The sequence below is a fragment of the Brevundimonas sp. FV1ye4L genome (assembly GCF_058681255.1).
Genome location: NZ_CM178734.1, coordinates 1,152,483 through 1,166,328 on the forward strand (window position 1 = coordinate 1,152,483; position 13,846 = coordinate 1,166,328).

The following is a 13,846-nucleotide window of genomic DNA, read 5'->3' on the forward strand; positions in this document are numbered from 1 at the left end:
CTCAGTCCTTTTCCATCGTGCATTGCAGCGGGTGCTGGTGGCGGCGCGCGGTTTCGATGACCTGCGCGACCTTGGTCTCGGCGACCTCGTAGGTGAAGACGCCGCAAACCCCCACGCCGTGCTGATGCACATGCAGCATGACGCGGGTGGCCTCTTCCCGGCTCTTTTGGAAGAACCGCTCCAGCACGTAGACGACGAATTCCATGGGCGTGTAGTCGTCGTTCAGGATCAGCACCCGGTACAACGAGGGCTTCTGAAGCTTCGGCTTGGTTTCGGTGATGGTGGCGGCGCCTGCGCCGCCCCCGGTTTCACCGGGCCTTTGTATGGGCATTCGTATTCCGTAATCGGGGAGTCGTCTTGGCTATCAGATAGGGAATGATGGCCTGAATTGAAGCGGCGTCCAGTCACAGGTTTCGTGAAACCCAAACCCTTGTCGCCAAAACGAAAAAAGCCCCGGGGCGACCCCCGGGGCTTTCAGATCATTAATGATGCGGCGATCAGCGAGCGGCCTGGAAGGTCTCGACCGACTCGGTCACGCGTTCGTTGATCGGCTTCAGGCTGTCCTTGACCGTCGAGGTGAGGATCTCGTTGGTCTTGGTCAGTTCGGCCATGTAGCGTTCCATGGACTTCTTGGCCCAGGTGGTCTGGAGTTCGAAGAACTCCTGCACCGAACGGGCGGTCGACAGTTCCTTGCTGGCGGCGACGCCGTCTTCCCAGGACGTCTTGGCGAAGCCGAGAGCCTGCTGCGAAAGGGCTTCGGCGCCCTTTTGGGCGACCGTGGCCGACTCGACCATGGCGTCCAGGTTCTTCTTGCCGTGAGCGTTCAGTTCGCTCAGCGAAGCCACCGACTTGTCGATGCCTTCGCGCAGCGCCTTGGCGCCCGCGACTTGGAAGGTCTCAGCCTGGGCTTTCGCCTTGGCGGCGGTCTGCTCTACGGTCTTCTTCACGGTTTCGACGCTGTCGGCCATGGTCGTGTCTCCAGAGTTATGAGCCTGCAGGGGAATAAGGCACGGCGGCATTCAATCACGAGGCGAACCTCGTTCGGCCGTTTTATGCTGCAAGCGCGAAGAGCAATCAAGTTAATTTTGTGCGCCGCAACACGCGAACACCGATAACCCGGTTCTTCGCTTCAAATTCGCGTTGACGACCGGTTAACCACCATGAAACCCCCAGTTCCTATGCTAGGTCTTCAATCGCGTAGGCCGGGGGGCCTGTCGCACCCTGAGTTCCAAGCGAGGGTCGTAACCGCCCATGATTTCCTTCGTCCGTCGCGGCCTATTCGCCCTGCTCGCGCTTTCCATAGCCCTGGGCGCCAACGTCCGCTCGATCGAGGCGCAGTCGCAAGAAAATAGCCGCTACGCCGCCATTGTGATCGACGCCGCCTCGGGCGAGGTCCTGTTTGCGCGCCACGCCGACAGCCGTCGTTATCCGGCGTCCCTGACCAAGATGATGACCTTGTATCTGGCCTTCGAAGCCCTCTCCCAGGGCAAGGTCAAGGCCGACGACGTTCTGACCGTATCCTCACGGGCGGCTTCGGAACCGCCGTCCAAACTGGGACTGGCGGCGGGCCAGACCATCACCCTGGACGACGCCATGCGCGCCACAGCCGTGCGGTCCGCCAACGACATGGCCGTCGTCATCGCCGAACATGTCGGCGGGTCGGAAGCCCGTTTCACGACCTTGATGACCCAGAAGGCGTCGCAGCTGGGCATGACCCAGACCCGCTACTACACCGCCAACGGCCTGCCCGACGCGCGACAGGTCACGACGGCGCGCGACCAGGCCATCCTGGCGCGGGCCATCATGCGCGACTTCCCCCAATATTACAGCTACTTCGGCCTGCACGACTGGGCCTACAACGGTCGCAACTATCGCAACACCAACGGCCTGCTGCCGACCGGAAACGGCTATGACGGCATGAAGACCGGCTACACCAACGCCTCCGGCTACAATCTGGCGGCCTCTGCGGTGCGCGACGGCCGTCGCCTGATCACGATCGTGCTGGGCGGTCGCTCCAGCGCCAGCCGCAACGCCCATGTCGCCGAACTGATGGACACGGGCTTCGAGGTCGAACGCCGCCGCAGCCAGGGCGAAAACATCCAGATCGCCCAGTCCTTCTTCGAGCAACGCGGCTTCGGCCTGGGCGAGACCAGCGCTCCGATCGCCTATGCTTCGCTCGGCAATGACGACGAGGACGGCATGGGGGCGGAGTCCAGCGCCGTCGCCTACACGGCGGCCGCGGCGCCGGCGGTTCTGCCGAACCGGGTCACCCCCTCCCCGTCCGAACGCACTGCGGCCGCCAGCCAGCGCGCGGCGGCAACGGCCCAGGCGGCCGGAACGACCCAACGCGCGCCCGCCAACGTCACCGCCTCTCTGAACGGCGCCCCGACCGGCGCCGCGGTCGGCGCCTCCACCACCCCACGCCGCGCGACGCCCCCGCCCGCACGCGAGCCGGCGCGCGCCGCCCGTCCCGCCGGCCGCTGGGCGGTCCAGGTCGGCGCCTTCAAGGATGAGAAGGTCGCCACGGACTGGCTTACGGAAGTCAATCGCCGCTTCCGCACCCAGTTCGCTAGCGCCGAACGCAATGTTCAGACGGCCGGCGACTGGTACCGGTCGCGCTTCACGGGGCTGACCGAGGACGCCGCCAAGGCCGCCTGCGACGCCCTGTCCCAGCGCCGCGTTACCTGTATGGTCGTTCGCCCGGACTAAGTCTCAGGCCTTGGCGATCCGGCCGCCGCCGCCTTCTATGGCGTCCAGCAGATCCATCACGTCCTCGATGGTGTTCGCCTCGCGCGCCGGCTTGTCCCAGCGGATCCGGCTGATCCGGGGAAAGCGCATGGCGACGCCTGACTTGTGCCGAGTCGATCTCTGCAAGCCTTCGAAGGCGACCTCCAGCACCAAGCCGAAATCGCGCGCAGCCCGAACGGATCGCACCGGTCCGAACCGCTCGACCGTGTGGTCGCGCACGAACTTGTCCAGCTGCTTCAGTTCCTCATCGGTGAACCCGAAATAGGCCTTGCCCACCGGCGTCAGCGCGCCCTCGGGGGTCCAGACGCCGAATGTGTAATCGGAATAGAAGCTGGATCGTTTGCCGTGCCCCCGCTGGGCGTACATCAGCACGGCGTCAATGATGTGGGGATCGCGCTTCCACTTGAACCACGGCCCCTTGGGACGTCCCGCCAGATACGCGCTGTCCCACCGCTTCAGCATCAGCCCTTCGGCAGCCGCGCCGACCGGCGGATCGGCGCGCAGCCGGGCCAGTTCCTCCCAGTCGCGATAAGGGACAAGGGGCGACAGGTGCAGGCGCGTTCCTGAATGTCCCTGGACCAGCGCCTCGAGGCGCGCCCGCCGAGCCCGCAAAGGCAAGGCCCGCAGGTCCTCGCCCCCCTCGGCCAGGATGTCGTAGGCGACCACCGCCGCCGGGAAGGCCGCCATGGCCTTGGCGTCAACCGTCTTGCGGTTCAGCCGCTGCTGCAAGTCGCCAAACGGCGCGATCGCGCCGTCACGCCAGACGACCAGTTCGCCGTCCAGCGCGCCTTCAAAGGCCAGCGCCTCCACCACGTCGGGGAAGGCGGCCGAGATTTCGTCGCCGGTGCGGGACCACAGTTTCCGGACGTCGCCCTCGACTACCGCCTGAACGCGGATGCCGTCCCATTTCCATTCTGCGGCATAGTCGTCCGGGTTCATCTTCGGAAAATCGACCGCCTCGTCCACGGCGACCGCCAGCATCACGGGGCGGAAACGTCCCGGCGCATCCGGGCTGGGTCGTTCCGCCCTGCCCTCCAGCCAGGCGAACAGATCGCCATAGGGCGGCGGGACCGCATGCCAGACCTCCTCAATGGCCGAGACATCGACCGGCTCGAGAACCACGGTCGCCTCGGCGCCATCCGGCGAGGGAGCTCCGGTGATTTCCGTGGGCCGGATCATCGCCGCCGCCGTCTTGGCGAGCCGCGCCGACAAGCCAACGCGCAGGCCGCCGGTCATCAGCTTCAGCAGCGCCCATCGTCCCTTGGGCTCCAGCGTATCGAGCCAGCCCTCCAGCAGCGCCTTGACCTCGGACCGGCCTGCCGTGCGCAGCGCCTCGACCACCTCCGCCAGTTCCGGCTCGCGGTTTGGCCGGAGGTCGGGCGGGGCCGGCCAGATCAAAGCGACCGTCTCCGCCAGGTCGCCGACGTAGTCATAGGACCAGCCGAACAACACTCCATCCACCCGCACCTCGACCGCCTTGCGGATCATGGCGGGCTTGGCCGCGTCGAAGGTCAGGTCGCCAGTCAAGGCCGCCAAGGCCCAGCCCCGGTCGGGATCGGGGGTCGCCCTCAGGTAATCCCTGAGCAGCACCAGTTTGGCGTTCCGCGAGGCGGTCAGCGACAGACGATCCAGAAGCTCGGCGAAGGCGCGCATGATGATCCATCTTGGGCGTCCGCAGCGTCGCCGTCAGCCCAGAACGAAAAACGCCCCGGAGGTTTCCCTCCGGGGCGTGTTCGATCGGTCGGGGATCAGACGGGGGATCAGTTGAACAGGCCGGCGATGACGGCGGTGATCAGCCCGCCGGCGACCGCCGCCAGCACCACATCGTTTCCGCTGCGGACATATTGATAGCCGCGCGGCGGCGCGCGCAAACCGTAACGGCCGTAGTCGTTCACCACATAGGCGTTGGAACGATAGTAAGACGGCATCCGCTGGCCGTAGCTCCAAGTCCGGACCGTATAACCCCGGGGAGGCGCGTATCGCGGCGCATTATAGCGACGCTGGGCCTGCTGCCAGCGGGCATACTGACGCTGATCCTGACGCGCTTCCTGGCGCTGGTGCTGGCGATAGTCGCGCCGCTCGTCGCGACGGTCATCTCGCCTATCGTCGCGTCTGTCCTGACGCTGCTCGTAACGGCGGTCGTCGCGGGACTGCGCCGATGCGGCGCCGGCTGCGCCCAATGCGCTGGTGGCCAGAACCGCGGCCATGGTGGCGGTGAGAATCTTCTTCATCGGGATGTCTCCATCTGCGGTCGAACCATTCGACTTGCCCGCACTATGGAGATCTGCGGCTGAGGACGGTCTGAACCAGCCTGGTCGTCCGCCATTCAGACCAGGACCGAGTTTCAGCCTCAATCAGGCAGCGACCGAATGCTCCGCGTTTGAGCCCGACCGCCCCACGGCTTCTCGTCCGCCGGGAACCCGACTCATCATTTCCGCCAAGGCGCCGAAGTCGATCGGCTTGGTCAGATAGGCGTCCGCGCCGGCGTTCAGCCCCGCCTGATGGTCTTCCTTGCGGGCCGAGGCGGACAGCACGACGATCGGAGTCTCAGCATTGGCTCCTCCGCCCTCGCGGATCAGGCGAGTCGCCGTCAGGCCGTCCATCACGGGCATATTGACGTCCATGATGATCAGGTCGAACGGCTGCGTCTGCGCCGCCTCGACAGCCAGTTGGCCGTCCTCCGCCGTAACGGTGACATGCGACGCCGTGCTCATCCAGGCTTCCAGGATCATGCGGTTCACCGGGTGGTCCTCGACCACCAGCACCCGCAGGCACTCGACGCATTCAGCCGGGGCTTCGACGACTTCGGCGGTTGCGGGACGGGCCCATTCGACGACGTCCGCTTCAACGGTCAGTGTGAAGCATGAGCCCTCGCCGACCGTCGAGGTCACAGCGATGTCGCCGTGCATGATGTTGGCCATTCGCCGCGCAATGGTGAGGCCCAGCCCCGTGCCGCCGAACCGGCGCGTCGAGGAGGCATCGACCTGGGTAAAGGGTTGGAACAGCCGCTCCAGATCGGCCGGCGATATGCCTGCTCCGCTGTCTTTCACGGAAAACTCGAAACCAACCCTCCGGTCGGAAATACGATGCCCGCGAACCAGGTAACGAATTTCGCCCACGTCGGTGAACTTGACGGCATTGGACAGAAGGTTCTGCACCACCTGGCAAACTCGCAGGGGGTCGCCGCGCACGACCGAGGGAATTTCACCTTCCCATTCCGACACGAAAGTCAGGCCCTTGGCCTCGGCCTGGGCTTCAAACGGACCGGTGATCCGGCGATGCAGATCCTCCACGACGACATCGACCACCTCGAAGGTCATCTTGCCGGCCTCGATCTTGGTCATGTCGAGAATGTCGTTCAGCAGCGACAGAAGATTGTCGCCGGAATTGCGGATGATCGACAGATACTCGCGCTGCGCACCTTCAAGACGGGTCGCGCTGAGCAGTTGGGCGGCGCCCAGCACCCCGTTCATCGGGGTGCGGAGTTCATGCGAAATGACGCCCAGGAAGTTCGACTTGGCGTCGTTGGCGGCGTTCGCCTTGTCGCGCGCCGCCTCCAGCTCCTCGATCAGATGGGCCTGATGGGCCTGGAAGGCGTCAATCCGCCCCTCCCTCAGCATGGTCATGGTGACGAGAACGAACAGGCAGGCGGCGGTGAACGGCAAGACCGCCAGCATCGACCAGAACTCGGGCTCGCCCCACAGGCTGAGCAAGATGATCCCCGCTGCACCGGCATAGGGCGACGAGATGATCATGGCCTGACGAGGCGAACTGCGTAGCTGGGCGAAGACCAGCACGAAGCCGGAAATGATCAGGGCGATGGCGAGTGGACGGCCAAACGCAGTGTCAGAGAACCAGGCCATCAGTGGGGCGATGGCCCATGCCGCGGTCGTAGCGGCGCCGACGGCCGGGAAAACCATGCCCCAGCCGACATCAACCCTATGGCTCAGCTTGTGTTCGACGACGCCACGGATTGAACCGGCGGCGACTGTGATGACGAACCACAGCATGGCCTGCCACCACGCCACAGTCCCCAGCAAACCCAGGGCCCATGTGGCGATGATGATGTAGCGCAGATACTGCGTCTGCAGGATCGCCGTCAGGGCCTGAGCGGGATCGCCCGCGCGTCGATCACCGGCAAAGGCCTTAGCCACCCCGTCAGATTCCACCATGTCCCAGCCGTCCCCACGTTCTGTTTGGTCGCATGACGCTAGGACGAAGGTTCTAAGACGGAGTGAACGCTGGTTTTTGCGCAATCACACGCTGTGGACAATCTCGCTCGGCGCCAGCGCCTTGATCGACAAGGCGTGAATCGGCCCCGCCAGTTCATCCTTAAGCAGCCCGTTGACCGTTCTTTGCCGGAGCACCCTGGACTGCCCCTCGAACGCGGCGGACACGACCGTCAGATTGAAGTGGGTTTCCCCTCCCGGCTGGGCGTCCATGCCGCCTTCATGGTGATGGCCGGCGTGCCGCCAGCTGTCGTCCTCGATCTCCAGCCGTTGCGGCGATAGCGCGGCGCTCAGTTTTTCGCGGATAATCTTCGCCACGGGGCCGTCTGACATGATCGTTTCCTTGAAGAGGTCCAAATCCGCACTACACTTCGTGTGATGTCCGCCTCCTTTCAATACAAGCCGCGCTTCACCGACATCCGGGTGAAACCGCCGAAGGCTCAGGAGGAGGAAGCCGCCCAGGCGGACGTCCTGCACCTCAAGCCCGGCGAGAAGCCTTGCCAATGGCCTGACTGCCGCAAGGCCGCGACGGCAAAGGCGCCCAAGTCGCGCGAGCGGCTGAACGACTTTTATGAATTCTGCCAGGCCCACGCGGGCGAGTACAACAAGGGTTGGAACTTCTACGCGGGTATGAGCGAAGGCCAGATTCGCAGCATTCAGGAAAACGAGGCCATGACGGGCGGCCGCCCGACCTGGGAGATGAAGGCCGGCAAGTTCACGCGCGAGGCCGCCGCCTTCTCCGCCAAGATGGGCACGGCGAACAATACCGGCGCCGGTTCGTGGCGTGACAGCTTCGGCCTGTTCGGGCGCAAGGGCGATCAGGCGCCGCAATCGCCGACCGAGGATCGCCGTATCGGCAAGCTGGAACGCGCCGCCCTCGCCGATCTGGATCTGGAACCCGGCGCCGACAAGGCCAAGATCAAGGCCCAGTACCATGGCCTGCTGAAACGCTTTCACCCCGACACTAACGGCGGCGACCGCGGCGCCGAGGCCAAGCTGCAACGCGTGATCAAGGCCTGGAAGACGTTGAAAAAGGCCGGGCTGGCCTAAGGCGGCGTCGCGCCTATTTCGACGGCCGCCCAGGCACGGGCGTCAGGTTTTTCAGGCTGGGCTGCGACGCGTTCTTCTTGGGCGGCGCCGCCTTCTTGGTCTTGCCCTTGCTCTCTTTCATGCGGATCGGTCTTCCTGTTCAAAGACCCACCCTAACAGCCGCTGGACCGGCAAATGAGGCCGAGGCGCGTTCGCGCCCATGGCGTTTTCGCCAAGACTTCCCAAATAGGAGGATGGTCGCCGAGGCGCGAACCGCCGACAGGCGGTTGATCGGATCCGGTTTGACCACCATGCGAAACCAGTCCTCCCCATGACATGGCTCATCGAGCTGTCCGTCACGCACGTCGCGACGGCGCTTTCTCTCTCACTCGAGGGGAGCGAAAAAGCATGATCGGTTATCTGATCCTGGTCCACCGCTACCCCGAACAGTTCAAACGCCTGTTCGAAGCCGTCTATGACCCCGCCAACCACTATGTCGTCCATGTTGATCGAAACTCAGGCCCAGAGCTGGAGCAGCAGATCCGCGACCTCCTGGCGCCCTACGCCAACGCCGCCGTGATCGAGAGCCGCCGCGCGCTTTGGGGCGGCTACAGCCTGATCGACGCGGAGCTGCGCGGGATGAAACGTCTGCTGGAGATGAGCGACGACTGGTCGGTGTTCATCAATCTCAGCGGCCAGGATTTTCCGCTCAAATCCCAGGCCGACATCAAGGCCTTCCTGGCTCGCCATCCCGGCCAGGAGTTCATTCGCGCCGTCGATCAGAAGAAGATCCGCCCCGACACCATGAACCGGGTGCGCAATCTGGTCTTCGAACGCCCCAAGGGCATTGTCCGAACCCTGCTGCGCCGTCCGTTCCTGCGCGGCGCGACCCCCTATATCGGCAATCAGTGGATGATGGTGAGCCGGCGCTTCTGCGAATTCGTCTGCCACGACAAGGCGGCGGACCGGTTCAAGGCCTTCTACCGCCACACCTTCATCGCCGACGAGGGCTTCTTCCAGACCGTGATGAACAATACCAAGGTCCACGGGCCGATGGTCAACGACGACATGCGGATGATCGACTGGATCCCCGACGGCGACATCAAATTACGGCCCCGGACCTATACGATAGCGGATACGGCGGCGCTGAAAGCCAGCCCATCCCTGTTCGCGCGAAAGTTCGACCAGGAGACCTGCCCGGACGTACTGCCCATGCTGGAACGTTGGATCGCCCCGCCCCGTGCCGCGATCCGCAGCATCTCGACACCGGTCGCCCATAGAAAAGACGCCGGCGTCATCGCCGCCTGAAGCCCGATCCTGAACAGGCCGAGCGGGACGCCCTCAGGGCTGTCCCGCTCCATCGTTCGACGCGGTCATCAGCGGGGCCGCCGGCTCGCGGAAATAGCGGTCGATGCCGTCGGCGACCGACTTCATCAGACGACGACGCGCGCGCTCGTCGGTCAGCAGCCGCTCATCCTCGGGATTGGTGATGAAGCCCATTTCCAGCAGCACCGCCGGCACGTCGGGCGCCAGCAGCACAGCCAGGCCCGCATCGCGGTGGCTGCGGCGCAGCAGCGGATGGTCCGAGCCTTCCAGGTGGGTCAGCAGGACGCGCGCGAACTGGGCCGAGCGGTTCTGGGTGGCGCGCTGGGTCATGTCCAGCAGGATACGGTCCACCGAGGGATCGCGGCCCGGCAGGTGCAACTCGCGGTGCCAGTTGTCGGTCCGCGTGAACTCACGCACCGCCCGGCCGGCGCCCTGTTCGGAAAGAGTATAGACGCTGGCCCCGCGTACGGCCGGATCGCTTCCGGCGTCGGCGTGCAGAGAGATGAACAGGTCGGCGTCCGCCTGACGCGCAATGGCGACGCGGCGGTACAGATCGACATAGGTGTTGGTCTCACGCGTCAGACGCACGCGATAACGGCCGGTCCGCTCCAACTCGGCCTTCAGGGCCAGGGCGGCGGCCAGGGTGACCTGGCTTTCGCTGATCTTGGCCCCGCTGGCGCCGGGGTCGCGTCCACCATGGCCGGCGTCGATAACGATCAGCGGCCGTTCGGCGCGACGCGGCGTCGGCGTCGAACGCGGCGTGGCTCGCGGCGCGGGCACAGCCCCGCCCACGGCCTTCAGGTCCACGACATAGCGATAATGGGCCACTCCGTCGCCGGGGGGCAACAGGAAGCGGCGCTCGATCTCGCTTCCGCGCGCCAGCTCGAGCTGAACGCGCGAGGCGCCGCCCGCCGCGCTGACCTGATAAGACCGGACCAGCCCCGACCCGCCGCCGTTCAGACCCCTGCCGGGCGCGACCCCATTCAAAGCAAGGGTGACGCGGCCGTCCGCGCCTGCATCGATCACCCGACCCTGCGTCGACTTGTCCAGATCAATGACCACCCGGGTCCGGTCGCCGTCGGCGCCGAAGCGAATTCCCCGGACATCGCCCTGGGCGCCCCAGGCGAAACCACGCGTCGCGAACAGCGCCACGGCGCATATGACGACGAAGGCCAGGGCGGTCATCGCCCATTCCCTCGCGCCCCAGCGCACCACATCTGTCAAAAAGCGACCGCCCATAACGCCGTCGAACCCATCCTACGCGAACTTGAACCTCATAATGCCAGAGGCTCGTATTCAGGGGGTTAAGGCCGAACACCTTTTAATTCGCGTACAGCGTGACTATGCTGTGAACCGTCCGCGAACCGATCGCGCCTTTTCGCCTTTGCGAATCCCGGCGCGCCCTCCTCGCGGCGCTGACTTTCACCAATCCTAGAACCGTTCCGGCGCCGCCGGTGGTTCGAAGAGCGGACCAGGGTCGCGGCCTTCCCCAGGGATTGGCGCGCCCGGTTCAGGACCGACGACCTCCATGGGCCTTTCCGCCTGCGCTCCCCAACGGCTTGATCAAGCCTGCTTCGCCCTCCCCGGCGAAGGGATGTCGTGTGCGCCGGCCCTTCCCCCCGTTCGGCGAGCCGCCATGACCCTACCCGGTGTTCCGGGACGGTCGGCCTGTGCGCGCCAGAGAGAGACTTTCAATGTCAAAGACCATGCTGATCGACGCGGCCCACCCGGAAGAAACCCGGGTCGCGATCGTTGACGGACGCCAGATCGAGGAATTCGATTTCGAGTCCCGTGCGAAGCGTCAGCTTCGCGGCAACATCTACCTCGCCAAGGTCACCCGCGTAGAGCCCAGCCTGCAGGCCGCCTTTATCGAGTATGGCGGCAACCGCCACGGTTTCCTGGCCTTCAACGAAATCCACCCGGACTACTACCAGATCCCGGTCGCCGACCGCGAAGCCATCATGGCCGAAGCGCACGACGACGACGATGACGACGATCTGGGTCGCGAATCCGACGACGACGCCGATCCCGAAGCCGCGCTGGCCGACGAAGAGCGGCTGAAGCGCCGCCTGATGCGCCGCTACAAGATCCAGGACGTCATCAAGCGTCGCCAGATCCTGCTGGTCCAGGTCGTCAAGGACGAACGCGGCGCCAAGGGCGCGGCCCTGACCACCTGGCTGTCGCTGGCCGGCCGCTACTGCGTCCTGATGCCCAACACCGGCAAGGGCGGCGGCATCAGCCGCAAGATCACCAACACCTCCGACCGTCGCCGCCTGAAGAGCGCCGTCTCGGCCCTTGAAGTGCCCAAGGGCATGGGCCTGATCATCCGCACGGCCGGCGCCAAGCGCACAAAGGCCGAGATCAAGCGCGACTATCAATATCTGCTGCGCCTGTGGGAGACGATCCGCGAGACCACCCTCGCCTCTCACGCCCCCTCGGTGATCTACGAGGAAGAGAACCTGGTCCGCCGCGCCGTGCGCGACATGTTCGACAAGGATTTCGACGGCATCCAGGTCGAGGGCGTCGAGGGCTTCAAGGAGGCGCGCGACTTCATGCGCGTGCTGATGCCCGCCCAGGCCAAGAAGGTTCACCTGTATCGCGGCTCGCGGCCCCTGTTCGCGGCCAACGGCATCGAAGAACTGCTGACCCAGATCCATCAGCCGGTCGTGCCGCTGAAGTCCGGCGGCTATCTGGTCATCAACCAGACCGAAGCCCTGGTGGCCATCGACGTCAACTCGGGGCGGGCCACCAAGGAACGCAATGTCGAACAGACGGCGTTCAAGACCAATATGGAAGCGGCGGAAGAAGCCGCCCGCCAGCTGCGTCTGCGTGACCTCGCCGGCCTGGTCGTCATCGACTTCATCGACATGGATGAGGGCAAGAACAACCGCGCGGTCGAACGCGTGCTGAAAGAGGCCCTGTCGGCCGACCGCGCCCGCATCCAGATGGGCCGTATCTCGCCCTTCGGCCTGATGGAGATCAGCCGTCAGCGCCGTCGCCTGGGCGTGATCGAGGGCGCGACCGAGGCCTGCCCGCACTGCCAAGGCACCGGCCGCATCCGCTCCGCCGAATCCGCCGCCCTGATGACGCTGCGCGCGGTCGACATCGAAGCCGGCAAGAATGGCGCGGGCGTCGTGGTGCTGAAGGTCTGCACCGCCGTCGGCCTGTATATCCTGAACCACAAGCGCGCCTATCTGCAGTCGCTGCTGGAGCGTCGCGGCCTGAACGTCGTCGTCCAGATCGACGACAGCCTGGGCCAGGGCGAGCACAACATCGATCGCACCGAGACGAACGAGGACTTCGTCGCGCCCGAGATCGAGATGCCCAACCTCGACGACGACTTCGATCCGTCCCTGTACGAAGACGAGGATGAAGACGACGACGAGGAAATCGTCAGCGACGACGATGACGACGACATCGAGGCGCTGGACCGCGAGGACAGCGACGACGACGAGCCGCGCGAACGGGCTGAACGCAGCGAGTCGGGCGGGCGTGACCGGGGTCGTGGTCGCAATCGCCGCCGTCGCGGCGGTCGTCGCGACGAGGAAACCGCCGAGGTCTCCGACGCCTCGGACGCCGCCGATACGCTGAATATCGACGACGCCTCGGACGACGAAGAAGACGAGAACGGCCGCCGCCGTCGCCGAGGCCGCCGGGGCGGCCGCCGCGTCCGCGAGGATGGCGAACGCGACGTCTACACCTGGGTCCGCGGCCGCACCCCGTCGCTGGACGATCCTTACGTCTGGTTCGACCCGCTGAACCCGGGCCGGCCCGAGCCGCGCAACGAACGTCCCGAACGCGCTGAACGTCCTGCAGGGGCTCAAGCCGAGATTGAGGGCCTGGACGCTGTCGCAGGCGAAGGCTCCGGCGAGGAAGGCGGTCGTTCGCGTCGCCGTCGTCGTCGCGGCCGGGGTCGGGGCGGTGACACCGTCGGCCAAGAAATCAAGGTCGAGAACCGCGCCACCAACGAAGGCATGCCGCCCGACGGCTCGCCCCACACGCCTATGGCGGTGATCGATGAACCCGCCGCCGACACGGTCGAGGTTGACGTCCCCGCCGTTGCGCCGGAGCCCCAACGTCGTCGCGTCCGCCGCAAGTCGGCCGACGCCGTGGCTCAGCCCGCGCCGACCGTCGAGGTCGAGGCCCACGTCGAACCGCACCCGGACACGGCGATCGAGCCGAACGAGGCCTCCGTCGAAGGCGGCCCGGTCGAACTGGACGTTACGCCCGAGGAAGCCCTGGCCGCCGAGCCGGTCGAGCTCGCGCCGGTCGAACAGCCCAAGCCGCCGGTCACGCCCGAACCTCAGCCCGCCGTTTTGGCCGAGCCCGCCGCTCTTGCCGAGCCCATCGTCGCCCCGACGCCCGAAATTGATGTCCAGGCGATCATCGCTGAAGATCCCAACCAGATCGTCGCCCCGCCCGCAAAGCCCAAGCGCGGGTGGTGGCGCCGCTGATCGGTCACGATTAGACTGTCAGGATACCGGCGGGGGGGTCGGTCGTTTTTGGAGTACGCC

The 13,846-nt window shown here is 65.7% G+C and carries 11 protein-coding genes; 4 read left to right on the plus strand and 7 right to left on the minus strand.

Annotated features, from left to right (window positions below):
* Position 1 precedes the first annotated feature (1 nt).
* Positions 2-331, minus strand: a complete 330-nt coding sequence (gene clpS / locus ACW17X_RS05450) for an ATP-dependent Clp protease adapter ClpS (protein WP_267516200.1) — start codon at positions 329-331, stop codon at positions 2-4.
* A gap of 166 nt (positions 332-497) precedes the next feature.
* On the minus strand, positions 498-968 hold the full coding sequence (locus ACW17X_RS05455; protein ID WP_492100015.1) for a phasin family protein: 471 nt from the start codon (positions 966-968) through the stop codon (positions 498-500).
* 283 nt (positions 969-1,251) lie between these two features.
* Here ACW17X_RS05455 and ACW17X_RS05460 point away from each other — a divergent pair, with 283 nt between their 5' ends.
* Entirely contained in the window at positions 1,252-2,709 is a 1,458-nt protein-coding gene (locus ACW17X_RS05460; protein WP_492100016.1) for a serine hydrolase, read from the plus strand.
* Between the two features lie 3 nt (positions 2,710-2,712).
* On the opposite strand, the gene ACW17X_RS05465 is transcribed toward ACW17X_RS05460, so the two are convergent.
* The 4 genes from ACW17X_RS05465 to ACW17X_RS05480 all read right to left on the minus strand — a co-directional run bounded on the left by ACW17X_RS05465 (position 2,713) and on the right by ACW17X_RS05480 (position 7,310).
* Positions 2,713-4,401 carry a cisplatin damage response ATP-dependent DNA ligase gene (locus ACW17X_RS05465; RefSeq protein ID WP_492100017.1) on the minus strand — a complete coding sequence of 563 codons (1,689 nt, stop codon included), beginning with the start codon at positions 4,399-4,401 and terminating at the stop codon, positions 2,713-2,715.
* A gap of 107 nt (positions 4,402-4,508) precedes the next feature.
* Positions 4,509-4,979 (minus strand): RcnB family protein, encoded by a 471-nt coding sequence (locus ACW17X_RS05470; protein WP_492100018.1) that lies wholly within the window; start codon positions 4,977-4,979, stop codon positions 4,509-4,511.
* A 123-nt stretch (positions 4,980-5,102) separates the two neighbouring features.
* Complete coding sequence (locus tag ACW17X_RS05475) at positions 5,103-6,902, minus strand: response regulator (protein WP_492100019.1); 1,800 nt, start codon at positions 6,900-6,902, stop codon at positions 5,103-5,105.
* Between the two features lie 102 nt (positions 6,903-7,004).
* Positions 7,005-7,310 (minus strand): BolA family protein, encoded by a 306-nt coding sequence (locus tag ACW17X_RS05480; protein ID WP_492089166.1) that lies wholly within the window; start codon positions 7,308-7,310, stop codon positions 7,005-7,007.
* Positions 7,311-7,355: 45 nt separating this feature from the next.
* Here ACW17X_RS05480 and ACW17X_RS05485 point away from each other — a divergent pair, with 45 nt between their 5' ends.
* Together ACW17X_RS05485 and ACW17X_RS05490 are read left to right on the plus strand one after the other, a co-directional pair.
* On the plus strand, positions 7,356-8,027 hold the full coding sequence (locus ACW17X_RS05485; RefSeq protein ID WP_492100020.1) for a J domain-containing protein: 672 nt from the start codon (positions 7,356-7,358) through the stop codon (positions 8,025-8,027).
* A gap of 387 nt (positions 8,028-8,414) precedes the next feature.
* Positions 8,415-9,314 carry a beta-1,6-N-acetylglucosaminyltransferase gene (locus ACW17X_RS05490; protein ID WP_492100021.1) on the plus strand — a complete coding sequence of 300 codons (900 nt, stop codon included), beginning with the start codon at positions 8,415-8,417 and terminating at the stop codon, positions 9,312-9,314.
* A 33-nt stretch (positions 9,315-9,347) separates the two neighbouring features.
* On the opposite strand, the gene ACW17X_RS05495 is transcribed toward ACW17X_RS05490, so the two are convergent.
* Complete coding sequence (locus ACW17X_RS05495) at positions 9,348-10,517, minus strand: N-acetylmuramoyl-L-alanine amidase family protein (RefSeq protein ID WP_492100022.1); 1,170 nt, start codon at positions 10,515-10,517, stop codon at positions 9,348-9,350.
* A gap of 509 nt (positions 10,518-11,026) precedes the next feature.
* Between ACW17X_RS05495 and ACW17X_RS05500 the strand changes: the two genes are divergently transcribed.
* The gene (locus ACW17X_RS05500) at positions 11,027-13,786 is read left to right on the plus strand and encodes an Rne/Rng family ribonuclease (protein ID WP_492100023.1); all 2,760 of its coding nucleotides are present in this window, start codon (positions 11,027-11,029) and stop codon (positions 13,784-13,786) included.
* The last annotated feature ends 60 nt before the right edge of the window (positions 13,787-13,846 follow it).